The organism is Gordonia aquimaris (genome assembly GCF_026262595.1).
GTDB classification, from domain to species: Bacteria; Actinomycetota; Actinomycetes; order Mycobacteriales; family Mycobacteriaceae; genus Gordonia; species Gordonia tangerina.
Genome location: NZ_JAPKFM010000017.1, coordinates 14,969 through 39,250 on the forward strand (window position 1 = coordinate 14,969; position 24,282 = coordinate 39,250).

The 24,282-nt window shown below is 67.7% G+C and carries 27 protein-coding genes and 1 riboswitch; of the genes, 13 read left to right on the forward strand and 14 right to left on the reverse strand.

The genetic code is table 11. The features are described 5' to 3' along the window. The first annotated feature begins 204 nt into the window (after nucleotides 1–204). Nucleotides 205–1,350, forward strand: coding sequence for an acyl-CoA dehydrogenase family protein (locus OSB52_RS15710; protein WP_266062643.1), 1,146 nt, complete (start codon nucleotides 205–207; stop codon nucleotides 1,348–1,350). 4 nt (nucleotides 1,351–1,354) lie between these two features. Beyond that, nucleotides 1,355–2,032: a TetR/AcrR family transcriptional regulator gene (locus tag OSB52_RS15715; protein WP_266062644.1), complete on the forward strand. Its 678-nt coding sequence runs from the start codon at nucleotides 1,355–1,357 to the stop codon at nucleotides 2,030–2,032. Here the strand turns inward: OSB52_RS15715 and OSB52_RS15720 are convergent. After that, on the reverse strand, nucleotides 2,019–2,603 hold the full coding sequence (locus OSB52_RS15720; protein WP_266062645.1) for a TetR/AcrR family transcriptional regulator: 585 nt from the start codon (nucleotides 2,601–2,603) through the stop codon (nucleotides 2,019–2,021). The genes OSB52_RS15715 and OSB52_RS15720 overlap by 14 nt on opposite strands. A 70-nt stretch (nucleotides 2,604–2,673) precedes the next feature. On the opposite strand from OSB52_RS15720, the gene OSB52_RS15725 reads away from it, so the two are divergent. Then, a complete protein-coding gene (locus OSB52_RS15725) occupies nucleotides 2,674–3,525 on the forward strand; it encodes an alpha/beta fold hydrolase (RefSeq protein ID WP_266062646.1) in 852 nt (283 codons plus the stop codon). 33 nt (nucleotides 3,526–3,558) lie between these two features. On the opposite strand, the gene OSB52_RS15730 is transcribed toward OSB52_RS15725, so the two are convergent. The 4 genes from OSB52_RS15730 to OSB52_RS15745 all read right to left on the reverse strand — a co-directional run bounded on the left by OSB52_RS15730 (nucleotide 3,559) and on the right by OSB52_RS15745 (nucleotide 6,911). Continuing rightward, nucleotides 3,559–4,305, reverse strand: a complete 747-nt coding sequence (locus OSB52_RS15730) for a DJ-1/PfpI family protein (RefSeq protein ID WP_266062648.1) — start codon at nucleotides 4,303–4,305, stop codon at nucleotides 3,559–3,561. After that, on the reverse strand, nucleotides 4,302–4,961 hold the full coding sequence (locus OSB52_RS15735; RefSeq protein WP_266062649.1) for a hypothetical protein: 660 nt from the start codon (nucleotides 4,959–4,961) through the stop codon (nucleotides 4,302–4,304). Before OSB52_RS15735 ends, OSB52_RS15730 begins: the two co-directional genes overlap by 4 nt. 117 nt (nucleotides 4,962–5,078) lie before the next feature. Beyond that, complete coding sequence (locus OSB52_RS15740) at nucleotides 5,079–6,155, reverse strand: phosphotransferase family protein (protein ID WP_266062650.1); 1,077 nt, start codon at nucleotides 6,153–6,155, stop codon at nucleotides 5,079–5,081. A 144-nt stretch (nucleotides 6,156–6,299) separates the two neighbouring features. Next, nucleotides 6,300–6,911, reverse strand: coding sequence for a phosphatase PAP2 family protein (locus tag OSB52_RS15745; RefSeq protein WP_266062651.1), 612 nt, complete (start codon nucleotides 6,909–6,911; stop codon nucleotides 6,300–6,302). Nucleotides 6,912–7,053: 142 nt separating this feature from the next. Here OSB52_RS15745 and OSB52_RS15750 point away from each other — a divergent pair, with 142 nt between their 5' ends. Next, nucleotides 7,054–9,210 carry an MMPL family transporter gene (locus OSB52_RS15750; protein ID WP_266062652.1) on the forward strand — a complete coding sequence of 719 codons (2,157 nt, stop codon included), beginning with the start codon at nucleotides 7,054–7,056 and terminating at the stop codon, nucleotides 9,208–9,210. 102 nt (nucleotides 9,211–9,312) lie between these two features. Continuing rightward, the gene (locus OSB52_RS15755; RefSeq protein WP_266062653.1) at nucleotides 9,313–10,044 is read left to right on the forward strand and encodes a hemerythrin domain-containing protein; all 732 of its coding nucleotides are present in this window, start codon (nucleotides 9,313–9,315) and stop codon (nucleotides 10,042–10,044) included. Nucleotides 10,045–10,054: 10 nt separating this feature from the next. Here OSB52_RS15755 and OSB52_RS15760 read toward each other — a convergent pair whose 3' ends face one another. After that, a complete protein-coding gene (locus OSB52_RS15760; protein ID WP_266062654.1) occupies nucleotides 10,055–11,197 on the reverse strand; it encodes an acyl-CoA dehydrogenase family protein in 1,143 nt (380 codons plus the stop codon). A gap of 61 nt (nucleotides 11,198–11,258) precedes the next feature. On the opposite strand from OSB52_RS15760, the gene OSB52_RS15765 reads away from it, so the two are divergent. After that, complete coding sequence (locus OSB52_RS15765) at nucleotides 11,259–11,846, forward strand: TetR/AcrR family transcriptional regulator (RefSeq protein WP_266062655.1); 588 nt, start codon at nucleotides 11,259–11,261, stop codon at nucleotides 11,844–11,846. On the opposite strand, the gene OSB52_RS15770 is transcribed toward OSB52_RS15765, so the two are convergent. Both OSB52_RS15770 and OSB52_RS15775 read right to left on the reverse strand, forming a co-directional pair. Next, entirely contained in the window at nucleotides 11,815–14,589 is a 2,775-nt protein-coding gene (locus OSB52_RS15770) for a sacsin N-terminal ATP-binding-like domain-containing protein (protein ID WP_266062656.1), read from the reverse strand. The two genes, OSB52_RS15765 and OSB52_RS15770, sit on opposite strands and share 32 nt — an antisense overlap. 38 nt (nucleotides 14,590–14,627) lie before the next feature. Then, nucleotides 14,628–15,422 (reverse strand): DUF3027 domain-containing protein, encoded by a 795-nt coding sequence (locus tag OSB52_RS15775; protein WP_235725872.1) that lies wholly within the window; start codon nucleotides 15,420–15,422, stop codon nucleotides 14,628–14,630. 101 nt (nucleotides 15,423–15,523) lie between these two features. Here OSB52_RS15775 and OSB52_RS15780 point away from each other — a divergent pair, with 101 nt between their 5' ends. Continuing rightward, nucleotides 15,524–17,488: an MFS transporter gene (locus OSB52_RS15780; RefSeq protein WP_266062657.1), complete on the forward strand. Its 1,965-nt coding sequence runs from the start codon at nucleotides 15,524–15,526 to the stop codon at nucleotides 17,486–17,488. A 3-nt stretch (nucleotides 17,489–17,491) separates the two neighbouring features. Next, nucleotides 17,492–18,067 carry a DUF2771 family protein gene (locus OSB52_RS15785; protein WP_235725870.1) on the forward strand — a complete coding sequence of 192 codons (576 nt, stop codon included), beginning with the start codon at nucleotides 17,492–17,494 and terminating at the stop codon, nucleotides 18,065–18,067. Here OSB52_RS15785 and OSB52_RS24855 read toward each other — a convergent pair. Next, the gene (locus OSB52_RS24855; protein WP_287017065.1) at nucleotides 18,045–18,458 is read right to left on the reverse strand and encodes a cold-shock protein; all 414 of its coding nucleotides are present in this window, start codon (nucleotides 18,456–18,458) and stop codon (nucleotides 18,045–18,047) included. The two genes, OSB52_RS15785 and OSB52_RS24855, sit on opposite strands and share 23 nt — an antisense overlap. Nucleotides 18,459–18,694: 236 nt before the next feature. Between OSB52_RS24855 and OSB52_RS15795 the strand changes: the two genes are divergently transcribed. The 5 genes from OSB52_RS15795 (at nucleotide 18,695) to OSB52_RS15815 (ending at nucleotide 21,878) form a co-directional block, all read left to right on the forward strand. Then, nucleotides 18,695–18,904 carry a hypothetical protein gene (locus OSB52_RS15795; RefSeq protein ID WP_235725869.1) on the forward strand — a complete coding sequence of 70 codons (210 nt, stop codon included), beginning with the start codon at nucleotides 18,695–18,697 and terminating at the stop codon, nucleotides 18,902–18,904. A 14-nt stretch (nucleotides 18,905–18,918) separates the two neighbouring features. Next, entirely contained in the window at nucleotides 18,919–19,449 is a 531-nt protein-coding gene (locus tag OSB52_RS15800) for a flavin reductase family protein (RefSeq protein WP_266062713.1), read from the forward strand. After that, on the forward strand, nucleotides 19,446–20,534 hold the full coding sequence (moaA, locus tag OSB52_RS15805; RefSeq protein WP_266062658.1) for a GTP 3',8-cyclase MoaA: 1,089 nt from the start codon (nucleotides 19,446–19,448) through the stop codon (nucleotides 20,532–20,534). The genes OSB52_RS15800 and moaA overlap by 4 nt, the downstream gene beginning before the upstream one ends. A gap of 2 nt (nucleotides 20,535–20,536) precedes the next feature. Next, nucleotides 20,537–20,785, forward strand: a complete 249-nt coding sequence (locus OSB52_RS15810) for a MoaD/ThiS family protein (protein WP_235725867.1) — start codon at nucleotides 20,537–20,539, stop codon at nucleotides 20,783–20,785. 261 nt (nucleotides 20,786–21,046) lie between these two features. Then, nucleotides 21,047–21,221, forward strand: a riboswitch (cyclic di-AMP (ydaO/yuaA leader). A 6-nt stretch (nucleotides 21,222–21,227) separates the two neighbouring features. Further along, nucleotides 21,228–21,878, forward strand: coding sequence for a transglycosylase family protein (locus tag OSB52_RS15815; protein ID WP_235725866.1), 651 nt, complete (start codon nucleotides 21,228–21,230; stop codon nucleotides 21,876–21,878). A 203-nt stretch (nucleotides 21,879–22,081) separates the two neighbouring features. Here OSB52_RS15815 and OSB52_RS15820 read toward each other — a convergent pair whose 3' ends face one another. The 5 genes from OSB52_RS15820 to OSB52_RS15840 are packed head-to-tail and all read right to left on the reverse strand — an operon-like array spanning nucleotide 22,082 to nucleotide 24,214. Further along, a complete protein-coding gene (locus tag OSB52_RS15820; protein WP_266062659.1) occupies nucleotides 22,082–22,585 on the reverse strand; it encodes a DUF6328 family protein in 504 nt (167 codons plus the stop codon). Next, nucleotides 22,582–23,031 carry a molybdenum cofactor biosynthesis protein MoaE gene (locus OSB52_RS15825; protein ID WP_235725864.1) on the reverse strand — a complete coding sequence of 150 codons (450 nt, stop codon included), beginning with the start codon at nucleotides 23,029–23,031 and terminating at the stop codon, nucleotides 22,582–22,584. The genes OSB52_RS15820 and OSB52_RS15825 overlap by 4 nt, the downstream gene beginning before the upstream one ends. Then, a complete protein-coding gene (locus tag OSB52_RS15830; protein WP_266062660.1) occupies nucleotides 23,028–23,528 on the reverse strand; it encodes a MogA/MoaB family molybdenum cofactor biosynthesis protein in 501 nt (166 codons plus the stop codon). The genes OSB52_RS15825 and OSB52_RS15830 overlap by 4 nt, the downstream gene beginning before the upstream one ends. Further along, the gene (gene moaC / locus OSB52_RS15835) at nucleotides 23,521–23,991 is read right to left on the reverse strand and encodes a cyclic pyranopterin monophosphate synthase MoaC (RefSeq protein ID WP_266062661.1); all 471 of its coding nucleotides are present in this window, start codon (nucleotides 23,989–23,991) and stop codon (nucleotides 23,521–23,523) included. The genes OSB52_RS15830 and moaC overlap by 8 nt, the downstream gene beginning before the upstream one ends. Before the next feature lie 34 nt (nucleotides 23,992–24,025). Further along, nucleotides 24,026–24,214, reverse strand: a complete 189-nt coding sequence (locus OSB52_RS15840; RefSeq protein WP_235725861.1) for a hypothetical protein — start codon at nucleotides 24,212–24,214, stop codon at nucleotides 24,026–24,028. Nucleotides 24,215–24,282 lie beyond the last annotated feature (68 nt).

Consider the following 24,282-nt stretch of genomic DNA (forward strand, 5'->3'; position numbering starts at 1 on the left):
GACTACTCAACCAGCGGATGGCCGAGGCTCGGACTACTCCGTGGATCAAGTTGCGGCAACCGAAGCGCCGCACCTTTACCGCTGGTCGAGTAGCGGCAACCGAAGCGGCGCACCTTTGTCGCTGGTCGAGCAGCGGCGAGTGAGCGCAGCGAACCCGCCGCGTATCGAGACCCCTGCCACCACAAACACACCAGGACACGACACATGACTGCATTGACCCACGACATCGAGCACAAACACTTCCGCGAGACCGTTGCCAAGTTCGTCGCCGAGCAGATCACCCCCGCCCACGAGAGCTGGGAGGACGCCGGACTGTGGGATCGCAGCCTGTTCACCGAGGCCGGCAAGAACGGGCTGCTCGGCTTCCCGGTGCCGGAGAGATTCGGCGGACCGGGTGTCGACGATTTCCGCTATCACGCCATCGTCATCGAGGAGACCGCGACCACCGGTGCGGCCGCGGAGGCCATCGCCTTTTCCCTGCAGAACGATGTCGTTCTCCCCTACCTCGTCGAGATGACCGACGACGAGCAGAAGGCCCGATGGTTGCCCGGCGTGGTCTCCGGCGACACCGTCCTGGGCATCGCGATGACCGAGCCGGGTGCGGGCAGCGACCTGACCGGCATCCGGACCACCGCGGTCCGCGACGGCGACCACTACGTCGTCAACGGCTCGAAGACCTTCATCTCCAACGGCCGCAACGGCGATCTGTTCGTCGTCGCCACCCGAACCTCGGCCGACAAGCACAAGGGCCTGACCCTGCTCGTCGTCGACGCCGACACTCCGGGCTTCCAGCGGGGACGCAAGCTCGACAAGATCGGGTTGCACGCCCAGGACACCAGCGAGCTGACCTTCACCGACATGCGAGTCCCGGTATCCGACCGCCTCGATGAGGAAGGCCAGGGCTTCTACCAACTCGTGCACAACCTTCCCCAAGAACGGCTGTCCCTGGCGGTCGGCGCGGTCGCCGCTGCCGAAGGCACGTTCGCCCGCACGGTGGACTACGTGAAAGAGCGCACCGCGTTCGGGTCGCCGATCTCGTCGTTCCAGAACACCCAGTTCATGTTGGCCGAACTCGCCACCGAACTCGACATCGCCCGCACCTTCCTCGACGACTGCATCGCCGAGCACATCGCCGGCACGCTGAGCGCGGCACGCGCCGCGAAACTCAAGTGGTGGGCAACCGAGCTGCAGGTGCGGGTCGCCGACCGTTGCCTGCAGTTGCATGGCGGATACGGTTACATGCGCGAATACCAGGTGGCGAGGGCTTTCGTCGATGCCCGTATCCAGACGATCTACGGCGGGACCACCGAGATCATGAAGTCCATCGTCGCCAAGGATCTGGGCATTTGAGACGATGACAGCCGTGACGAGGAGCTCAGGAACCACCACATCGGTCGATGTCGCCGAAGCGGTGCGCGCAGTGCGCGCATCGTCGCGGCGCCGTCAGCTGCTCGACGCCGCGGTCGTGGTGATGGGTCGGACCGGATTCCACCAGATGTCGATGCAGGCCCTCGCGGACGAGGCCCAGGTCAGCGTGGGCCTGTTCTACAAATACTTCGGGTCCAAAGAAGACATCCTGCTGGCCGCCATCGTCGACATCCTCGAGGCCTTTCGCGACCAGCTACAACCCGCCATGGACACCGCCGGCGACGACCCGGTGATGCAGCTGATCGCCGGGTTCCGCCAGTACACGACGATCGTCGACGAGAACCGGGATGCCGTCGTGCTCACCTATCGGGAGAGCCGCACACTCGATGCCGCCGGCCGCGACCGCATCAAGGAACTCGAGGTGCAGACTTCGGCCCCGATGCGCGACGCAATGACCGCCGCCATCGATGAGGGCCTGATGTCGTCGGTGGACGTCGACCTCGCCGTGTTCGACCTGATGATGCTGGCACACGGGTGGGCGCTCAAGCATTGGCATTTCGCACCCGATTACGGACTCGACGCCTACATCGCCGCGCAATTGCGCTTCGCGCTGCCATCTCTGCTGGTTCCCGAGAAGCTCGGCGAGTACCTCAGCCGGATCTGACCCCGACCGATCGCAGCGTGCGTGCGTACGCCGCGACACCGCGTCCCGCCGCGGTCAACGGCTCGGACGACCGCATGGTCCGTGCCATGACGAACGCCCCCTCGAGCGCCGCGATCACCGCGACGATCAAGGCGCGGGCGTCGTCATCGCCGAGTCCGCGGGCACGAAACAACTCAGCGCCGTTGGTGATCCACGCATCGAACACTTCGGCAGCAACCTGACGCAACTCCGGTTCCACGTCGGCGACTTCCCCGGCCACCGTGCCCACCGGACACATGTTGGCCCAGTCGGTCTGTTCGATGTCCTCGGCCGCGGCCGCGAAAGCGAACTCGATGCCGTCGGCGATGTCCTCGTGCGGCGCCAGCAACGACGCGACGAGCTCGCCGTATGCGGCCCCCGACTGCCGCAGAGCCGTCGCCGCGACGGCGCGCTTCCCGCCCGGGAAATGGTGATACACCGAGCCGATCGGCGCCCCGGACGCGTCGACGACCTGCTTGATCCCTGTCGCCGCGTACCCCTGCCGCCGCAGTAGCTCCGCCATCGACACCGCGATCCGCTCATCCGTCTGCATCTGGCCATTCTAGAATAGTTGCTCTAGAGTGATCATTCTAGAGCGTCCGTTCTAGTGAGGGAGGATCATCATGGGTCAGGTGCATCTCACAGCAGGTCCGGTCGAGTACACCGAGGTCGGCGACGGCCCGCCCGTCGTCCTGCTGCACGGCCTGTTCATGGACGAGTCGCTGTGGGACGCGACGTTGCCGCTGCTGCCGAACGGATTTCGCTACATCTGTCCGGTTCTGCCGCTCGGTGGACACCGCCGACCCATGGCTCCCGACGCCGACCTCACGCTCATGGGGATGGCGCATCTCCTCGCCGATTTCCTCGACGCCCTCGACCTGCGCGACGCGACGCTCGTCCACGCGGATTGGGGAGGCGGACTGTTTCTCACTGCGATCGGCCGCGACGAGCGTGTCGGCGCCATCGTCATTCTCCCGTGCGAGGCGTTCGACAACTTTCCGCCGGGACTGCCGGGGCGGATGGCGACTCTCGCCTCCCACCTGCCGGGCGGCATCACCCTCGCCGCCCGCCAGCTGCGGATCGGATTCGTTCGACGGACACCACTACTCTTCGGCTGGATGGTTCGACGCGACCTGTCCGACGACCTCGTGCGCCGATGGACCGAACCGTCGCTGACGATCCCCGGCGTGCGCCGCGACCTGGAGAAGTATGCGGCGTCGACATTCGACAAGCGCGGGCTTGTCCGTGACACCGAGGCCTTGTCGGGCTTCGACGGACCGGCGTTGGTGTTGTGGTCGCCCGACAATCGAGTGATGCCGCCCGAGCACGGTCACCGACTCGCCGAACTCATTCCTCGCTGCCGGTATGCGGAAATCGATGATGCCTACGTCTTGTCGATGCTGGACCGGCCGGCCGAGGTCGCCGCGCAGATCGGGTCGTTTCTCATCGAACGGCGCGACACCGCCGACGCATGACCCCCCTCGAGACCCTGAGACGAGGCCAGCCGATCACCGGGTCGGCAACACGGGCCGACGGCGTCGCCGACCCACGCGCGCCTGTCGAATCGCGGCCCGCCACATCACCTTTATTCCCGATGACATGTGCGGCAGAGTGATCGAGTCACGCGCCGGGATCGCGTTCGCGCGAGCGATTGTCCCAGCCGATGCGTTGGCCACGTTGCCCGAGTGGAACGGCGGCTGTGGGTCGTACTCGATCGCGAGCGCGATGGCCTTGGCCCGTTCGGAACCCGCGATCCGCTCGGCGATCCACAGGGCAAGATCGATGCCCGCGGAAACCCCGGCCGCAGTGACGATGTCACCGTCTTCGACGATGCGTTCGTCGGCGCTGGGCGTCGCGCCGAAAGCGCGCATAGCCTGCACGGCCTGCCAATGCGATGTCGCGCGTCGGTCGCGCAACAGCCCCGCGGCACCGAGGATGACCGACCCTGCACACACCGACGCGGTCCAGGTGGTGTACTCATCGACGGCCCGCAGCCACCGGCGCAACTCGGGATCATCGGCATGGATCATCACCGACGTGCTGCCGCCGGGGACCACCACGATGTCCGGACGCGGCGTCTCACGAAACGCGTGGGTGGCACCGATCACCAGGACCCCGGAATCGGTGGTGACCGGCCCGGTCTCGTGCCAGACGAACCGGATGTCGGCGTCGGGGAGCATGCGCAAGACCGCGTACGGGCCGATCAGGTCGAGCGCGGTAAATCCCGGGTAGGTGACCAGCGCGATCTGGGTCACGCCGCCGTTCCGTCCCGAACGTCGGAGCGCCGGAACGGGGTGAGGCGCAGTATGTGCCGAAGTAGAACGCCGAGGAGTGGGCGAAGCAGAGGAGCAGTCCAACGCCACGGAAGGAAGCCGATCCATCGCGGCGACCCTGCGATCTCCCAGGTGACGACGACGGTGCCCGACCGGTCCCCGTCAGTGATGGTGAAGCGCTCGACGAAGCCCTTCACTGCGAGCGGCACCGAGACGCCGGTTCCCGTGAGGGTGAGACGTTCGCGCTCGTCGACCTCGATGACCTGCTCGCACAGTGCCAGGAACGTGCCTGACATCGACCGTCGCTCCCCGGACCGCACGGGGAATGACGCGTCGGCCGTGCGGCCGAGCTCCATCCAGTGCGGTCCGCGTACCAGCGGGAGATTGCTCAGGTACGCGGACTCGGCGACGCGGTCCCACACCTCGCGGCGCGACAACGGCGTCGTCGCCTTGACCGTGACGGCCAACGACGCGCGTTTCGCGAGGTAGTTGTCGACGTCGTCGAGGGCGATCGCCTTCACCCGGAAACGGTCGGGTCGTTTGGCCAGCGCATACAGGATCGCCAAACCGACCAGCGCGATGACACCCAGCGCGACGATCACCCCGATCACCGTCCACATGATCTGCGTGCCACTCATACAGCCCCCGATTCCGTGTCGTGTTTCATATATGAAACCTGAACATACGACTCGTGGGTCATGAGAGCAACGACGCTCGTCGACGAACCCGTCGAGCCCCAATCAGAATTCGACGACTCAGAAGCGGGCGATGAGCTCGTTGAGCCGTCCCTCCACCATGCCCACCGCGAGTCCGAGCGCACCGAAGCGCTCGTTGGTGGTCTGCCCGTGGTAGTAGCGGTAGTAGATCTGTTGCGCGATCACCGCGAGCCGGAAATGCCCGAACGCCTCATACCACCGCCATTTCTCCGGTGTCATGTCGAAACCCATACGGTCGCAATAGCGTTCGACGAACTCGGCCCGGGTGATCATGCCCGGAAGATTGGTGGGCACACGGCGCATCGCCTGCGTCGCGTCGTCGTCGTCGGCTTGTACCCAGTACGCGAGCGACCCGGCGACGTCCATCAACGGATCGCCGAGCGTGGCCATCTCCCAGTCCAGGATGCCGACCACCCGGGTGGGGTCGTCGTTGGACAGCACCACGTTGTCGAGCTTGAAATCATTGTGGATCACGCAGTTGGCGATGTCCTCGGGCTGGTTGTCAGCCAGCCACGCCATCACGGCCTCGTAGTCGGGTACGTCGTCGGTTCGGGCGTTGCGGAAACGCGCCGACCACCCGTCCACCTGCCGGCGCACATACCCGTAGCCCTTGCCCAGATCAGCCAGACCGGCCTTCTCCGGGTCCACCGAGTGCAGTTCCACCAGCACGTCGATGAAGGCGAAGCACAGCGCGCGGGCCTGCTCCGGCGAGAGGGCCACCTCGGGCGGGAACTCCTTGCCCGCGATGACGCCGTCGATCTTGCCCATCGCGTAGAAGTCGGACCCGAGGACCCCGGGATCGTCGCAGAACGCGATCATCGGGGCGATATAAGGCAACACGGTCGACAGCTTCGACTGAATCCGGAACTCCCGACCCATGTCGTGGGCGCCCTTGGCCTTGGTGCCGCCCGGCGCCCGACGCAGGATCACCTCGCGAGTCGGGTACGTCAGCAGGTAGGTCAGGTTCGACGCCCCACCGGAGAACTGCTTGACCGCCGGCACCGCATCCAAGCCGGACGAATCGGCGGCGTGCTCGCGCAGCCACTCGGCCACCACCTCGACGTCGAACGCATCCTCGGCACGCACGTCGCGCGCGCCGGCCACCTGACTGCTCACTGTCGCCTCCTCATCGGTGTTCCTCGGTCCGAGCCGCATCCCGTCACCATCGGCCAACCGTAGCGAACGCTCCCCGACCCGAGTCTCGGCCTTCGCCGAGTTCGGCCGGTCGTGACGACACGGGCCACAACCACGCCCCCGACGTTAACGCGCCGGCCTCGCCGTACGCGGCCGAATTCGACGATGCCGTTGACGTCGCTCACTCCAGCGTCGAGAAAGCCACGCACACAACATGACCCACAGGGCGCCCAGCACCCACCCCGCGAGCACATCGGTGGTCCAGTGCACCCCCAGATACACCCGGGTACAGCCGATGGCGACCGAGGCGAGCGGGGCAATGACCAGCACCAGCGGGTGCGCCCGCACCCAGGGGCTGCAGCAATGCGCAGCGACGGCGAGCAGCCCGAACACCACCATGCTGGACATCGCGTGCCCTGAGGGGAACGAGAAGGTGTCGATGGTCAGCAGACGGTCCGCCACCGGCGGACGTGGCCGGGCGACGAGGTGTTTGATGCCCACCATGAGCGTGTAGCCGCCGACCGAGCCCGCGGCGACCAGCAGCGCCTCCGGCCGATGGCCCCGCGATACCAGCCCGACCGACGCGGCGATCATCACCAGCGCGAGCACCACCGTGCTGCCGAATGCGGTGACGACCAACGCGAGATCGGTGGCGTACGGGTTTCGCGCGTCGACAACGGCGTCGGTGATAGCGCGGTCGATCGGGTTGGCGTCGAGAATCACCAGCTCAGCACCCATCTGCCGACAGTTGGGCCGCGGCTCAAGTCGGGCCCAAGCGGTCCACAAGTCATGCCTCCCACCCTAATGATGTCCACCGACCTGCTCGCTCGTGTCACCGCGGAATCCGTGCACAAGACCGAGCACTCACAAAGGAAGACCCATGCAGACCACCCCCCTCTACCGGTTGGGCCGGGCGTGCGCCGCCCACCCGGTCCGCGCTCTCCTCGGTTTCGTGATCGGCCTCGCCGTGCTGCTGGGTGCCTCATCGGGCCTCGGCGGTCAGACCCAGGAGAACTGGGACGTCACCGGAACGCAATCGCACAGCGGTATCGAACTCCTGCGCGAGCACGTCCCCGGGGCGGGCAACGCCTTCGCCGATGTCGTCGTCCATTCCGATGCCGGCGCCCTGTCTTCGTCCACCACCACCGAATTACGCGAACGGCTCGGACGTATGCCGCATGTCGCGACGGTCACCGAACCTCGGCTCAGCGCCGACGGTGACACCGCGATCATCTCGGTGGGCTACGACGTTCCCGAGACCGATCCCGACCTGATGGGGGACGCGAGCGCCCTCCACGACGCCATCGAGCCAACCCGGGCGGCCGGCGTGCAGGTGGAGATGAACGGCTCGTTGCCCGAGACCGCGGCCGCACCCATCAAGGGTCATGCCGAGATCATCGGCATCACCCTGGCGCTGCTGATCATGGTGTTCGCTTTCGGTTCGGTGGTCGCGGCCGGTCTGCCGATCCTCTCCGCGATCGCCGGCCTGGTAGCCGGGTCGGCTGGTGTGCTGGTGCTCGCCGCCGCCATCGACGTCAGTCCCACCGCCCCGATGGTGGCCAGCATGGTCGGCCTGGGTGTCGGCATCGACTACGCGCTGCTGGTGGTCAGCCGGCACGTGGAGTTCCTGCGTCGTGGCCACGATCCGATCGAGGCCGCGGCCCGGTCGGTGGCCACCGCGGGTCGCTCGGCGGTGTTCGCCGCCACGACGGTGCTGGTCTCGCTGATGGGGCTGCCGCTGGCGGGACTGCCGACGTACTCGTCGTTCGGGTTCGCGACGGCGATCGCCGTGATCGCGATGCTGATCGCAACCCTGGTGCTGGTACCGGCCCTGTGTCGGTTGGCCGGGCGACGCATCGTGCCGCGCAAGACACGGTCGCTGTCGACGGAGCCGGTAGACGACGCCATCGCGACACGTCCGCCGCTGACCGCCCGCTGGGCCGCGCGCGTCGGGTCGCGGCCGGTGGCCGCGGTGCTGATCGCGCTGACCCTGATGCTCGCACTGGCCGCGCCCGCGATGTCGATGCGCACCTGGCCGCAGGATTCCGGAGCGCAGTCGAGCGAGTTGACCACGCGCAAGGCGCACGATCTTCTCGCCACCGAATATGGTGCCGGCGCGAACGCCGACGTGGTGATCGTCGCGCCCACCGATGAGGTCACCCCGGCACAGTTGGCCGCCACGCGCGCGTCGCTCGAACGCGTCGACGGTGTGACCGCGGTCGCCCCCACCACTGCATCACCCGATGGCGCCCTCGACATCATCAATGTCACCATCGCCCACGACCCCGCCGACGCAGCGACCGTCGACGTGCTCGACGACATCCGTTCGAGCCTGCCCGCGGGTGCGATCCTGACCGGCTATACGGCGTACCTCGACGACATCTCCACTCTGCTGCAGCAACGCCTGTGGGTGGTGATCGGATTCGTCGTCGCCGCATCCGTGGTGCTGCTGACCGTGCTGTTCCGGTCAGTCGTGGTCCCGGTGAAGGCAGCGCTGATGAACCTGTTGTCGGTGGCCGCCGCCTACGGAGTGATCACCATGGTCTTCCAGTGGGGTTGGGGCCTGTCGCTGCTGGGGGTGGATCATCCGGTGGCCGTGTCCAGTTGGGTACCGATACTGATCTTCGCCGTCCTGTTCGGCTTGTCGATGGACTATGAGGTGTTTCTGCTGTCGCGCATTCGGGAGGAGTGGCTGGCCACCGGCGACGCCCGCGCAGCGGTCATCGCCGGCCTCGCGAAGACCGGTCGGGTCATCACCACCGCCGCGGCGATCATGGTCGCCGTCTTCATCAGCTTCGCCACCGAGACCGACATCGTGCTCAAGATGCTCGGACTCGGGATGGCGGTGGCGGTCCTGTTGGACGCCACGGTGATCCGGATGGTGCTGGTGCCCGCGACGATGAGTCTGCTCGGCAGGTTCAACTGGTGGCTGCCGGCGTGGCTGGACCACATCCTGCCCCGCATCGACGTCGCGCTCGACGACGACCCGACCCCGGCACCCGGGTCAGCGGCAACGCCCCAACTCACCCGCACCTGAACGCCTCCTGCGGCGCCTTCGATCGTGTCGGCCAAGCCGACCACAACTGTGGCCCTAGCGATGTGTCGCACCCTCAGCTCATCACCAAGAAAGGACATTCCGATGACCGCTCAACTCGCCGGTTCCGACAATCCGACCCAGGTCGTACTGCCCGGACAGGCCGCCGCCCCGGACGGACCGAACGACCCGTTCATGATGTACTTGATGCACTACGCCTTTCGGCGCGACCTCTACCAGTTCGCCCGAACCGCGCCCCGCACACCCGTCGACGATCACGCCACCTGGCAGGCGCTGCACAAACGCTGGGCGCTGTTCCGCGACACCCTGCACCATCACCACACCGGTGAGGATCAGTGGCTCTGGCCGCTTCTGGAGTCGCGCAGCTCGGCGGCCGAACAGCAGACCCTTGCCGAGATGGAGGCAGAACACGGCGTGATCGATCCGCTGTTGGCTGCCGGCGACGCCGGCTTCGCCCGCCTGGCGGCCGGTGCCGACGACGCAGCCCGACTCGAACTCGCGGACACGCTGCGGCGCACCCACGATCGTCTCATCGCCCACCTCGCGCATGAGGAAACGGACGCGCTGGCGCTGGTGCAGCGTCACCTGTCGCCCCAGGAATGGACCGACCTCGAGGCCAAGTTCGGTGAAGACTCGTCGCTGACCGACTTGTTTCGGGTGGCCCCATGGGCGATCAAGGGGCTCGACGGCGGGGATCTCCGGTCGGTGCGGACGCACGTACCGAAGCCGGTATGGCTCATCGCTCGGCTGTGTCTACGGCGCTTCACCGCCGCCGACCGGCGCGCCTTCCGCTACGACCCGGATGCGACCCGCTGAGATGACCGGTTCAGCGGGAGGCCAGCGAGCGTGCGATCACCAGACGTTGAATCTGGTTGGTGCCCTCGAAGATCTGCGTGATCTTGGCCTCCCGCATGAATCGCTCCACCCGGAAGTCCCGGGTGTAGCCGTAGCCGCCGAACACCTGCACGGCGTCGGTGGTGACCTTCATCGCGGCATCGGTGGCGACGAGCTTGGCGGTCGCGGCGGCACGCGAATACGGACGGCCGGCGTCGCGTCGCCGCGCCGCGTCGAGATAGGTGGCACGGGCCGAATCCACCGCCGCCGCCATGTCGGCGAGCACGAACCCGAGACCCTGGTGGTCGATGATCTTTCGACCGAAAGCCGTTCGCTCTCCGGCGTACTCGACCGCCGCGTCGAGCGCGGACTGTGCCAGACCGGTGGCCACCGCCGCGATGCCCAGGCGTCCGGAGTCCAACGCGGAGAACGCGATCGGCAGACCCTCCCCTTCCGCGCCGAGCCGACGATCCGCAGTCACCAGCGCATCGTCGTAGGTGGCCGAGGTGGTGGGCACGGCGTGCAGGCCCATTTTCTCCTCGGGTTTGCCGAAGCCGAGTCCCTCGGTATCGCGTGCGACGAGAAAGCAGCTGATCCCTTTGGATCCCTCACCGGTGCGGGCGAAGAGGTTGTAGACATCGGCGATTCCGCCGTGCGTGATCCACGCCTTTGCCCCGTTCACCCGATACCCACCGTCGACGGGTTCGGCTTTACACGCCAGGGCGGCGGCGTCGGAACCGGCCTGCGGTTCCGAGAGACTGTACGCGCCGACGAGTCTGCCGTTGAGCAGGTCCGGCAGCCACCGCTGCTTCTGCTCATCGGTGCCGTAGTGGAACAGCGGGTGGCAGGCCAACCCGTGCACGCTCACCGCGACCGCCACCGCGGCCCATCGCGCCCCGAGCTCTTCGAGAACCTGCAGGTAGACCTCGTAGGGCTGGCCACCACCGTCCCACTCCACCGGATATGGCAGACCGAGCAATCCGGCCTCCCCCATCTCGGCGAACAAGCCCTCGGGGTACTTTTCCTGCTTCTCGTGGTCGTCCACGATCGTCGCAAGCCGCTTGTCGGCGAAATCCCTGGTCAGGGCGATGAGGTCATGCGCTTCATCACTGGGCAGCAAACGATCAACGGGCATGACACGACCTCCGGGGGAACGAAACCAGTACTACAGTACTCCAGATAGTACTATTTCTGACGTGGACGACACCATCGGCTTCGGCACCCGGCGCCGCGACGATCTGTTCAATCGGTTGCTGACCCTGCTGCTGGCCGAGGGATTCGCGCAGCTGGGCGTCGCGGATCTCGCCACACGCCTACGATGTTCCAAGTCGACCCTCTACACCCTGGCCGGCAGCAAGGAGCAGTTGGTCGTCGCCACAGTGACGCAGTTCTTCCGCACCACCACCACACAGGTGGAGTCGGCGGTGGCCGGTGCGGTGACCGCCCGGGACCGGGTGATCACCTACCTGGTCGCGGTCGGCGACGCCTTGGCCCCGGCATCGGAAGCGTTCATGACGGACCTGCATGCCTTCGGACCGACTCGCGAACTGTACGAACGCAACACGGCCGCCGCCGCGCTGCGCGTGCAGGGACTGATCAGCGAGGGTGTCGCCGCCGGGGAGTTCCGCGATGTGGACGCCGCCTTCGCCGCCGACATGGCGGCCTCGATGATGAGCCGTATCCAGCGCCGCGAGGTCGCAGCGACCACCGGGCTCGACGACGCGTCGGCGTACCGTCAGCTGGCGTCGATCCTCACGGTCGGGATAGCCGCGGCAGATGAGTGATCCCACCCTCGTCGATCCACCACCTGACCCGCTGGTCACTCCGCTCCCCGTTGCGGTGCACCCGAACCCAGAGTTCGTCGTGTAACCGGATGTCTGCGCGGGCCAGGGCGTGACCCCAGGTCGCGGCGAACAGTGTCGCCTCGGCGCACGCCCAGGTGGCCGGAGTTCCCTCATCCAGCACCTCGCCCCGCACCTCATCACCTGCCGTGGGCAGATCGAGGATCTCAGCCAGCACGGCCGCGTCATCGGGGTCGGTCGCCACGCCGGCCAGCACGATCTCGTCCGGACCGAGCACCTGTGTCAACCACGGTCGGTCGAGCACCACGGCCGACGCCACGGCGTGGCCGGACGCCGACCGAACTCGTTCGGGTACCGCGAGTTCGGTCGGATCGATGACCCCGCGGCGGGCGGCGATCACCAGATTCGCGTGCACCGCGGCGGCGACGCCGGACTCTATCTCGCGCGCCGCATCACCCAGATGCGCGAGGACGGTGTCGGCGTCGGCGTCGGATTCGATGACGTCGCCGCCGAGGGCGGCCGCGAGTTCGTCGGCGTGCGGATGGTGCAGTACGTCTCGCACCCCGCTCATCGATGTGTCGGATGGCGCCCGGTACCAGCCGAGCGGATGGCCGTCGATGACGGCATGCTGTCGTAGCCACCACGCGGTGTATCCGTGCCGGTCGGCGAGCAGCGGCGCGGTGCGCCGGTCGGTGGCCAGGAGCGTCAGCGCCTGTGGCCAGCGGTCGTCGTCGATCAGGTCCAGATCACGTACAGCCGCGAGGGTTTCCGGCGGATCCACGAGGGTCTCCCACCACTGGTCTTCGTCGGGGAGATCGTGATCGGGGCCCACCGGCAGCTCGTCGACGACGGTCAGAAACCCCCACCCCACACCGAGTGCGCGCAGCGGTTCGACACCCACCCGATCCACGAGATCGTCGGCGACCCTGCCGAACGGTGCGTCGTCGACGAGGACGGCGGCCAGCGGACTCCCGGGTAGCAGCAGTTCGTCGGCGGCCCGCAGTTCGCCATGCTGATCTGGCAAGGGCAGCGCAGCAAGCCACTCCGGCACCGATCCGGGCGGATCGGCGGCGAGCAGGGCCAACACCTCCCCGGCCACCACGGCCAACTCGTCGTCGTCGCCGTGGTCGATCAGTTGCCGCAAGGCAGGATCAGCCAGGGCGTCGCTCACCGTCAACGTGGTTGCGCCCAACCGTTCGAGCAGCGGGTGACGTGCCTGTGCGTCGACGGTCGGAACCCAACGCAGCGGGGTGTCGATGCCGTCGGCGAGGAACAGCCCGCGGGCACCGACCGACACCCGTCCGTCGGAGCGTGGGATCGGCAGCGCACCGAGTTCCTCCGCATCGGCGGCGGTCGTGACCAGCGGCGACAGCGCCGCATAGAGATCGCGCCACCACGTCGAGGATCGTTGTGTGCCGGTGAGTCGTTCGGCGAGGTCGGCGAGTCCGATCTCGGTCACCCCGACACTGCGCAGGCGAGCCAGGTGGCGACGCTCCGAAACGTCGGGATGGGCCAGGTCGCCCATCAGCGGCGCGAGCACCTCGGCAAGGTCTGCGGTGAGGTCACCGAAGACCACCGATCTGCCGGGCACCAGCTCGTCGCCCGCCGCCCCGGGTAACCAGGCCTCATCGGCGAGGTCCGCGAGCACCGCCGCGCTCAGCGCGGCATCGTCGCGGTTGCGTGAATGCGCGGGCACCGGGATGAGTGACGGGCGGACCGATGCCGGCAGTGCCCGCATCAGGTCGGCGTAACCGTGTGCAGCCGTGGCGATGTCGGCGTCGGGGTGAAGGTGGCGCCGGTCCGGCGTGAGGTGTAGGCCGGTGATGGCCGCGGCGGGCAAGGTCAGTTCGATGTCGGTGGGAGTCGGTGCGCGCAGCACGTTTTCGGTGAGGGCCGAGGGCGTCTCGGCGAGCGCGCCTGCGTCATCGATCTCGACCAACCATCGGGTGTGCAGGCCGGTCTGCAACCAGTGATGGACGCGCGTTCGGCGAGGTGACGTGATGGTGATGGTGATGTGTTGCGTTGCGGCCCTTCGTGACGCTCGACTGGCGCCTCGCTCCTCAGGCGTCGAGGGTGGGGTCGGCGCCATCTCGATCGTGAAGGCGGTGTCGCCGACGGTGATCTGACCTAGCCCGGGCAGTTCCAACAGCAGATCGGCGGCCTGCGCACGCGCGGCCCCCACCAGGTCCGCAGCGGAATTGCCGTCGCTGAGGTACAGGACGATCTCGGTGTCCATCCCGGGGGCGGGTGGCTCGTCGACGGGCCACGCCAGCCGCAACAGGGGCGGCCGCCGCGAACCGGTCGCGACGCGTTCGTCGGCGAGGACCTGCGCGGTGCGAGCGCGGTCGAACACGAAAGACCCGGTGGTCGAACGCACCTCGACGCGATCGGCGACAGCCGCGGTTGCCGTGAACCCGACGCCGTAGCGCCCCACGCTCTGCGCACCCGCGACCTTCGCCGAGACGCGCAGGGACAGCAGCGAACGCACGCCATCATCCGAAACCGGGGCCCCGGTGTTGGCGACATGGACCGTGCGTTCGTCCGATGACCAGATCCGGACCTGACCGGCAACGTCGGCGGTCATCGCCGCATCGGCCGCATTGGCGACGAGTTCGGTGAACAGCCGGTCGCGGTAGCCGACGGTGACGAGATCGTCTTCGGTGGTGGCGTCCTCGACGTACCGGGTGGCCGATGACCGCCACGCCGATACGACGGCGGATCGCATCTCGTCCAGGCCGAACCGGTCGGCCCGGGCACCCTCGGTCAGGAGGTTGCTTCCCCGCCGGCGTCTGCCGCCGTCACGTGCACGATCTCCAGGACGCCGTCGTCGAACGCATCGTAGGCGGGTGATCCCTGGCCTCGCGGGGCCGCGACATCGGAGTGGGCGCCGCACCCGTAGTCGGCGGCGACCACCTGTCCATCGGCCGAGTACTCGTTGGCGCAGACACCGAATGCCGGTCGAAGCGCGCCCGCGATCGGCAGATAGAACCCGCACGTCGCGCAGTTGAACTGCGCCGCGGCGGCCATGTCACTGTGCGGACCGAAATCTCCGTCGTGCCATCGTTGCGCCGCCTCGTCGCGGCCCTCCGGGCTGAGCAGTCGCCGGCGACCCAGTCCGATCTCGCCCGCGATCTGCCCGATGTCGTCGGGATCGGTGCTGTCGTCGTCGAACCGGAACTCGTCGGCGGTGTCGATCTGATTGGGGACCAGTCGGTGGTCGTCGGGTTCTGCGGCCAGCACGTCGCCAGGCGTCAGATCACCCGCGGCGATCCGCTCGTTCCACGGCACCCAGTTCGGCGCCAGCAGCGACCCCTCGCCGGGCAGCAGGACGATCTCGCTCACGGTGATCTCGTCGTGGCCGGGCGCACCGGCCACCACGACGCACCACTGCCACCCGCGGTAGCCAGGCAGGTCCGCCTCGAAATAGTGGGCGACCGCCCACTCCCCCTCCGGGGTGCTCTCCAGGTGCCGTCCCGGTTGCTGGCCATCCTCGACGAGCGCGGCGCGCGCCACGTCGGCGGCGGCGAGCAGCCGGTCACCGTCGAATACAAGAGTCACCCCTCCAGTGTGCAACACGAACCCGCGCTCGCGGCACGGACCCGCCTCGCTGGTGGCGACCATCCGCGACTCGACGGCCACGATGAGGAACAATTGTCGGTGTGAACCGACCCAGTCCCCACTCCCCCCGCCGGGACGACGGTGACCCGACCCGCTACCAGGGTCGCGACGGCTTTGCGGGCAACGGCCACGATCGGCGCAGTCCACGACAGCATCCGGGTACGGCGAACTACCCCGCCGACGACGGCCGTTCCGGACGTGCGACCGGCCGCGGTGCTGCGCGGGGGGCCAACGATCATGCGTACCTCCCGCCCCGAACCCACAACCCGCATCTACCTCCGCTCGACGACGAGCACCCCGCCGCCGCGGGCGCCGAGCGCACACGGGCGATGCCGTCGACGGCGTCCACCGACCCGCGGATGCCCAAGAAACTGACCGTGGCCCGGGTTGCGGCGATGCGCAGCCGCGAGCTGACCGGGCGCGGTGTCGGCAAGATCTATCAGGCGGCCACCGCCGACGGCGCCGATCGATCCGGGATGACGGCACTCACGCTGCCCGTCATCGCGAACTTCGCCGTCGACGCGGCGATGGCGGTCGCCCTGGCCAACACGCTGTTCTTCGCCGCGGCGACCGGGGAGTCGAAGACCAATGTCGGGCTGTATCTGGCGCTGACGATCGCGCCGTTCGCATTGATCGCCCCACTCATCGGGCCGTTGCTGGACCGGCTGCAGCACGGTAGACGCATCGCCATGGCCACCACGTTCGGTTTGCGCGCGGTGCTCGCGTTGCTGATCATGGCGAATTCGTCGTGGGACAGCGCTGCGCAGCAGTTGCAGTACGACCCGTGGGTGCTCTATCCGTGCGCGCTGGGTTTGTTGGTGTTGTCGAAATCGTTTGGTGTGCTGAAGTCGGCCGTCACCCCCAGAGTGGTGCCGCCGTCGATCGATCTGCCCCGGGTGAACTCCCGGCTCACCACATTCGGTCTGATCGGCGGGACGCTGGTCGGCGGGGCCGTCGCTGCGGTCTTCGAACTGTTGCTGGGCAAGGTGCTGCCGTTCCACATCCCCGGCGCCATGGTGTGGTTGGCCATCATCGCGGCGGTCGGCGCGTGGCTGTGCATGCGTATCCCGTCCTGGGTGGAGGTCACCGAGGGTGAGATCCCCACCACGCTGACCTACCACGGCGAGCCGGCGATGTCGCGGGCCCCCGAACACGATTCCGGCGGAGCCGGCGGATTACGCGGTGCGCGGGAGACGGCCAACGAACTCGCCCAGAAGATGCGGCAACCGTTGGGACGCAAGGTGGTCGCCGGCCTGTGGGGTAACGCGACCATCCGCATTCTCACCGGCTTCCTGACGCTCTACATCGCGTTCTACGCCAAGGCCCAACAGGATGTGCACTCCGACTGGACCCAGTTGGTGCTGTTGGGTGCGGTGGGCGCGGCGGCCGCGGTGGGCAACATGCTGGGCAACGGTCTCGGCACCCGACTGGAGCTGAAGAACCCACCGACCATTGTGGTCTGGTGCACCGCAGCCTGTTTCGTCGCGGCGGTACTCGCCGCCATCTTCGGCAGCATCGTGATCGCGACGGTCGCGGCGTTCGTCGCCTCGGGCACCAGCGCCATTGGCAAGGTGTGCTTGGACTCGTCGATCCAGGACGACCTCCCCGACGAATCGCGCGCATCGGCGTTCGGTCGGTCGGAGACGGTGCTGCAGTTGGGCTGGGTCTTCGGCGCGACGCTCGGCGTGGTGTTGCCGACCACGCTGTGGATCGGGTTCACCGTGGTGGCCGTACTCCTGGGCATAGGTCTGGTGCAGACGGTGCTGACCAATCGCGGTTCCTCGCTGATCCCCGGCATCGGCGGACGTCGACCCGACTACGCCGAACCGACGGTGGCCTTCGCCGCGATCGGCGACCCAGACCGGCCGTGGCGCCGGGGCAGCCACGGCTCGCCCTCGACGGCACCGACCCGCGCGCACCGGGCACCTCACGATCCTCGCCGGCCCGATCTCGACCCCGGCCGGACAACCCCTCCGACCAAACCCCACCACACAGGACGGCACTAGACGGTGAATCTCAGCAGTGCAGACAAGAAGGTCATGGCCATCATCGCGGCGGTGGTCGTCGCGTTCGTCGTGATCGTCGGCGGGGCCGTCGCGGTTCTCACCAAGGACACCTGGTCCGGCGATCACCCCGACGAAGATCCGTATCTGCAGCTCGCGGTGGGTGATCGCCTGGTGCGCGTGGAGCCGACCCGGATGTGTGATGTGTTCCTGCGCAACTGCGAACCAGAAGACCCCACCGCGATCGACGTGGCCCGGGTGCCGGTGCCGGTCGGCGAATCGATGATGTTGTCGGTGTCTCAGGACATCGCCGAATGGCCGTGGAACCTGGTCGTGCAGTATCTCACCCCGAGCGGGCCCGACGGCACGATCGTGCCGATGCGGTCCAATTCCACCTACACCACGGTGCTGCACTCCACCCCGGACCGGATCCTGATCGCGATCGAGGTGCAGCTGCCGTCGGTCGTCTCCGCCGGCGACGACACCGTCAGCATGCGCGGCTATCTCGCCGCGGACACCTCTCCGGAGGGCATGCAGTTGCCGGGCAGCGGCGCGGCGCTCAGTGCTCCAGCTCGCGGGTGACCGCGCGAACCACCTCGGAGATCCGCTGGGAGGTCTTGCGGTCGGGGTACTTGCCCTTGCGCAGTTCCGGCTGCACCGCACCTTCGAGCAAGGTGATCAGATCCGCCACCATGCCGTGCAGTTCATCGGGGGTGTGCCGTTTGGCGTCCTTGCGGGCCGCCTCGCGGGTGTTCTTCGCGACGCTGGGTGCGGGATCGAGCACAGCCACCTTGAGCGCCTGCGGTCCGCGGCGGCCGGCGGCCATCCCGAATTCGACGCGCTGCCCGGGCTTGAGCGTCTCCACGCCCTCCGGAAGCGCGGACGAACGGACGTAGACGTCCTCGCCGCTCTCTTGCGACAGGAAGCCGAAGCCCTTCTCCGCGTCGTACCACTTCACCTTGCCGGTCGGCACTGCGCTCACCCTCATCTGCGTTTTCGGACGTGTCATGACAAAAGCGCCCCTCACCTGACCCAGCAGCCGTCCCGAACCCGGGCCGGCCCTCCATCAGATGAGCAGAGGCGCCAATGAGGCACAGTCTAGCCAACGGCCGGCCCCACGGTCACATGGAATACCCACGACCGGCCGAGCCGAGCCGGCTTCTCGACGCACGCCGCCACCAGACGGCGCGGTGTTCTACCGTGGAGGACATGCAGAGTCACTCCACTCCCCGCCTCCTGCAGGCGGCCGGGGTCGTCTTCGCGATCGGGCTCGCCGCGATCGTCGCGTTGTTCGTGACGCCGCTGGTCACCGACGGCGACACGGCGCCGACCTTCGTGTATCTGCTGACGATGTGTGCCCCTGTCGGATTCATCCTGGGCATCGCGTTCGCGCTGCGATCGGGACGGAGGGCGCGGTGAGGGTCGACTCCGTGATGCCCGTCGCCGACGATCTTCGTCCGGCCGCCGATTCGGACACGCTCCGCCAGGCCTACGGCTGCTTCCCGTCCGGAGTGGTCGCGGTGGCCTGCCGGCTCCCCGACGAGAACGGTACCGCCGCTCCGGCCGGGATGGCCGCGAGCGCGTTCACCACCGTCTCCCTCGAACCGCCGCTGGTGTCGCTGTGTGTGCAGAACACGTCCACCACGTGGCCGCGATTGCGCACCGCGCCGGCCATCGGGGTCAGCGTGTTCGCCCGGGACCAGTCCGACCTCTGCCGGCAGCTCGCCGGGCCGGCGGAATCCCGGTTCGACGGCATCGCCCCGATCCGCACGGACGACGGCGCGGTCTTCATCCCGGACGCGGCGGCCAGCCTGTCCTGCTCGTTGTTCAACGAGATCCCCGCCGGCGACCACACCCTGGTGTTGCTGCGTATCGAGGCGCTGCGCTTCGACCCCGGCGTGGAGCCCCTGGTCTTCCACGCCAGCACCTTCCGCTCCCTGGAAGCACTTCGGGACGGCCGATGACCATCGTCGGACTCGGGCTCCCCACCACCCCGTCGGATCGGGTGGAGCCCACCGATGCGCCCACCACTGGCCCGCTGCGCGACCGCTTCGGCCGGGTGGCTACCGACCTACGCGTGTCGGTGACCGACCGCTGCAACCTGCGCTGTACCTACTGCATGCCCGCCGAGGGTCTCGACTGGCTGCCCACCGACGAGGTGCTGCGCACCGACGAACTGATCCGGGTGATGACGGTCGGGGTCCGGGATCTCGGCATCCGATCGATCCGGTTCACCGGTGGCGAACCGTTGCTGCGCCGCGACCTCGAGGATCTGATCTCAGCGATGTCGGCGCGCCCAGAGCGTCCCGAGATCGCGATGACCACCAACGGGCTCGGTCTGGCCCGCCGGATCGATGGCCTGGTGGCGGCGGGGCTGGATCGGGTGAATATCTCGCTGGACACGGTGGATGCGACGCGGTTCGCCGAGATCACACGACGCGACCGGCTGCACGATGTACTCGCCGGCCTCGCCGCTGCCCGGTCGTCCGGGCTCAGCTCGGTGAAGGTCAACGCGGTGCTTGCCGATCACGACGACCTCACGAGGCTGCCCCAGCTGGCTCACTTCTGCCTCGACCACGGATATCAGCTACGCATCATCGAGCAAATGCCACTCGACGCTGATCATCGGTGGGACCGCGCGTCGATGGTGACCGCCGATGAGATCCTCGCGAAGCTCAGAGCCCACTTCTCGCTGCGCCCCGATCCCCGACCGCGGGGTAGCGCCCCCGCGGCCACCTGGCTCGTCGACGGCTTCGACGTCGACGGTTCCCCGGCGCGCATCGGGGTGATCGCGTCGGTCACGCGGCCGTTCTGCGGTGACTGTGACCGCACCCGGTTGACCGCCGACGGCGCGCTACGCAATTGTCTGTTCGCGCAGGGTGAGACCGACCTCCGCGAGATCCTGCGCGGAGGGCTGACCGGCCACGACCTCGACGACGCGCTCGCCCGTCGCTGGCGTGGCAACACCTGGGCCAAGTCGGCCGGACACGGCGTGAACGATCCGGGATTCCTGCAACCGAGCCGGCCGATGTCGGCCATCGGGGGCTGACCGTGCACGTGACCATCCGCTATTTCGCTGCGGCGCGCGCCGCCGCCGGAGTGGAGTCGGCTGTCCTCGACGTGGACGACGAGGCGACTCTGGGTGATCTGGAGGCCGTGCTCGGCAAGGACAACCCCGACCTCGGGCGGGTGCTCGAACGGTGCTCGTATCTGCGGGATTCGGTGGCGCTGTGTGACCGCGGGGCCCGGCTAGGTCGGTGCGACACTCTCGACGTGCTCCCGCCGTTTGCCGGTGGCTGACACCACATCTCGTGTGTGAGCTTAGTCACATAACGGAATGATTACGACTAGGACACGACTCGACCATCAGGCCGTGAGCAGGCAGGACGCGAAATCTGAGTCGAAAGCTCCACTCGGACGCGGAAAACAGCCTTGCCAACAACGTGATTAGCAATGCGAGAAGTCGTAGTGTGACTCAACGACGCCCTCGGGGGGTCACGAGAAAGTAACCAAATGCATAACGTCGCATCGGCCGCGCCGAACCTCGCTCCACCGATGAGACGCACGAGAACGACATCTAGGAGCGAGGACGGGGGACCCACCTCCCGCAAGGGAACGGATGCCGATACGACGTCCTTGGGGTCAAGTCCCGCCAATGACAAGCGTCAACGGCGGGGCCGGGCACCTCTCGCCCGAACCCGACAGCTGACTTCGTAGGCGCGTGGAGAGAGGAAACGCAGCAATGTCCGGACGTCATCGCAAACCGACGACAGCCACCACCACCAAGACCTTCGCGAAGGTCGCGCTGACCGGGGCCGTCCTCGGCGGCGGCGCCGCTCTGCTGGGAACCGGAACCGCCAACGCGGCCACCGACGCCGAGTGGAACCAGGTCGCGCAGTGTGAATCGGGCGGCAACTGGTCGATCAACACCGGCAACGGCTACCACGGCGGCCTGCAGTTCAGCCCGAGCACCTGGAGCGGCTACGGCGGCGGCGAGTTCGCGCCGACCGCCGATCAGGCCACCAAGGAGCAGCAGATCGTCGTGGCCGAGCGTGTGCTCGCCGGCCAGGGCAAGGGCGCATGGCCGACCTGCGGCACCGGGCTGTCGGGCGCCACCCAGCGCTCCGCACCGGCCGCACCGAAGCCTGCTCCGGTCCTGCCCAAGCTGCCCGAGCTGCCCGCTCCGTTCGATTGGGCCACCGCCCCCGACGCCGGGAGCACGGCGGATGTGAACAAGCAGATCGACCAGGCGCTCGGCCAGGCAATCGACAACAACCAGGTCACCCCCGAGGTACGCGACCTGTGGAAGGCCGCCAAGCAGAGCGGTTACGAGCTCACCCCGGATCAGATCGACCTGTTCAACCAGCACAAGGATCAGCTGCCGAATCCCTGATCGACAGCTGAGCACAGCCCACACGGGTCCCTAATCGAAGGGCCCCGCACGACGGCCACGCGCCCGTGCGGGGCCCTTGTCCATTTCTCGGGCTGGTGTGCCCCACCCACCACGGAGACGGTGCCCGATGGACGCGAAACGGCGCCCACTCGACGGGACGGGGCATGCGCCGATGTCGGCGAGATGGAACGGTCGAACTCGGGTCAGTCGTCGCCCAGGCGTCGGCGCTCGTTGAACGGCAGCACCACCCACATACACACGAAGACGACGACAGCGATCACCGCTGCCGCCAAAGCGGCCCATCCGCCGAACACGATGGCGAAGATCACCGCGAGCACCCCGGTCAGTGCCATGCCGAGGAAAGTGATCCCGATCAGGGTCAGTCGATGCGCTCGGTGCACCAGTCGATCGATCGCATGCCGGCGGAACAACAGTCGATGCAATGCGACCGGTGAGATCAGCGTGATGGTCGACAACACCGCGCACACCAGGCTGATCACGAAGATGTACTGCTGGCGCGAGGTGAGTTCCTCGAAGCCCTCCTGGAACGGGACGGTGAGCATCAGGCCGGTCAGGATCTGACCGCCGGTCTGCACAACCCGCAATTCCTGCAGCAGGCTCGCCCAGTTGCGGTCCAGCCGCTCGGTCCGGGTCTCGTTGCGTTCGGCGTCGCGCGGCGGTGTGGTCTGGTCGCGGTCGGCGGTCACGCCGACCCCACCCACTCGTCGGAGCCGTCGCCGAAGTGCTGATGCTTCCACACCGGCAGCTGTGCCTTCACCTGATCGACCAGTTCTGAGCAGGTCTCGAACGCGGCCCGACGGTGGTCGGCGGCGACGGTCACCACGAATGCGACGTCGCCGATCGCCAGGTCACCGACCCGATGTGACACCGCGACCGCCCGAACCCCCGCCGTCTGCGTCACGACTCCCTCAACCACCTGCCGCAGCACATCGGGAGCGGTCGGATGTGCCGAGTAGTCGAGTCGGGTCACCTCGCGGCCGCCGTCGTGATTGCGCACCGCACCGACGAATCCCACGACGGCGCCGGCACGTCCGCCGGCTGCCCGGGTGACGAGGTCCTCGTGCTCACCGAGTGCGATGGGCTCCGCAGCGAGTGCAGCCCGCACGACCTGTACCGGCGCGAAGTCGCTCACTTGTGATCGCCTCCTCGGATCTGGTCGAGTGCATGGTCGAGTACCCCGTCGAGCACCGACAAACCATCCCGAACTCCGCCGGGCGACCCCGGCAGGTTGATGATCAGGGTGGACCCGGCGACACCCGCGAGACCACGCGAGAGCACCGCGGTCGGCACCTTCGGCAACCCCGCCGACCGGATGGCACCGGCGAGGCCGGGAACCTCCAGATCCAGTACGGCCCGGGTCTCCTCGGGGGTGCGGTCGGTGGGCGACAGTCCGGTACCACCGGTCGTGATGATCACATCGGCATGAGCGTCGACGCCGGCGCGCAAGGCCGAACCGACCGGAGGCCCGTCGGAGACCACTCGGTGTTCCTCGACCACAAAATGTCGCGCGGTGAGCCACTCACTGATGATCGGGCCGGTTCGATCGGGATACTCACCGCGACTTGCACGGGTGGACGCGACCACGATCCGGGCGACCCGCGGATGGCCGCTGGTGGCGGGGTCAGTCACGGTGCCACGGTCCGGATTTACCACCGGTCTTCGCCAACAGACGGATATCGGTCATGCTGGCCCGGCGGTCGACGGCCTTGACCATGTCGTGCAGGGTCAACCCGGTCACCGCGATGGCGGTCAACGCCTCCATCTCCACACCGGTCTGACCGCTGGTGGACACGGTTGCGGTGACGTCGATGTGGTCGTCGCCGATCGAGAAATCGACCTCCACCGACGACAACGCCAACTGGTGACACAGCGGGATGAGTTCGTCGGTCCGCTTTGCCGCCATGATGCCGGCGATTCGCGCGGTCGCCAGGACGTCCCCCTTGGGCAGCTTGCCGTCGCTGAGCAAACCGATGACCTCTGCCGTCGTTCGGAACCTGCCACCGGCGACCGCACGCCGCGTGGTGGCGGCCTTACCCCCGACATCGACCATACGCGCCGCGCCGGTCGAGTCGATATGACTCAGACCGGTCATGTCGGGCGATCGGCCCTGGTCGGACACCCGCTTGTCAGCGGTTGACGACGGTCTTCGACTGCACGAAGGGAAGATCCTCGAGCGGGATCGGGAATTCGACATCGCCGAACGGTGAGAGCGCACCCGAGATGTGGGTGGCGAACTCCGATACCGCATGTTCGGCGGCGTCGCCGTTCCCGTCCTTCGGCCAGCCGTTGTCGACATACTTCTTCTTCTCAGCCACGCGCTCATTGTGCCATGCACCCCGGTGCGCCGTGCCGGCGAAACCGGAGCGACGTCGGCGCTCAGTAG

Bases quoted from the DNA above. Each gene is read 5' to 3' on its own strand.
- OSB52_RS15710 (WP_266062643.1), top strand. From the start codon at position 205: ATGACTGCATTGACCCACGACATCGAGCACAAACACTTCCGCGAGACC.
- OSB52_RS15715 (WP_266062644.1), top strand. From the start codon at position 1,355: ATGACAGCCGTGACGAGGAGCTCAGGAACCACCACATCGGTCGATGTC.
- OSB52_RS15720 (WP_266062645.1), bottom strand. From the start codon at position 2,603: ATGCAGACGGATGAGCGGATCGCGGTGTCGATGGCGGAGCTACTGCGG.
- OSB52_RS15725 (WP_266062646.1), top strand. From the start codon at position 2,674: ATGGGTCAGGTGCATCTCACAGCAGGTCCGGTCGAGTACACCGAGGTC.
- OSB52_RS15735 (WP_266062649.1), bottom strand. From the start codon at position 4,961: ATGAGTGGCACGCAGATCATGTGGACGGTGATCGGGGTGATCGTCGCG.
- OSB52_RS15745 (WP_266062651.1), bottom strand. From the start codon at position 6,911: ATGGGTGCTGAGCTGGTGATTCTCGACGCCAACCCGATCGACCGCGCT.
- OSB52_RS15750 (WP_266062652.1), top strand. From the start codon at position 7,054: ATGCAGACCACCCCCCTCTACCGGTTGGGCCGGGCGTGCGCCGCCCAC.
- OSB52_RS15755 (WP_266062653.1), top strand. From the start codon at position 9,313: ATGACCGCTCAACTCGCCGGTTCCGACAATCCGACCCAGGTCGTACTG.
- OSB52_RS15760 (WP_266062654.1), bottom strand. From the start codon at position 11,197: ATGCCCGTTGATCGTTTGCTGCCCAGTGATGAAGCGCATGACCTCATC.
- OSB52_RS15770 (WP_266062656.1), bottom strand. From the start codon at position 14,589: ATGCGATCCGCCGTCGTATCGGCGTGGCGGTCATCGGCCACCCGGTAC.
- OSB52_RS15795 (WP_235725869.1), top strand. From the start codon at position 18,695: ATGCAGAGTCACTCCACTCCCCGCCTCCTGCAGGCGGCCGGGGTCGTC.
- OSB52_RS15800 (WP_266062713.1), top strand. From the start codon at position 18,919: ATGCCCGTCGCCGACGATCTTCGTCCGGCCGCCGATTCGGACACGCTC.
- moaA (WP_266062658.1), top strand. From the start codon at position 19,446: ATGACCATCGTCGGACTCGGGCTCCCCACCACCCCGTCGGATCGGGTG.
- OSB52_RS15815 (WP_235725866.1), top strand. From the start codon at position 21,228: ATGTCCGGACGTCATCGCAAACCGACGACAGCCACCACCACCAAGACC.
- moaC (WP_266062661.1), bottom strand. From the start codon at position 23,991: ATGACCGGTCTGAGTCATATCGACTCGACCGGCGCGGCGCGTATGGTC.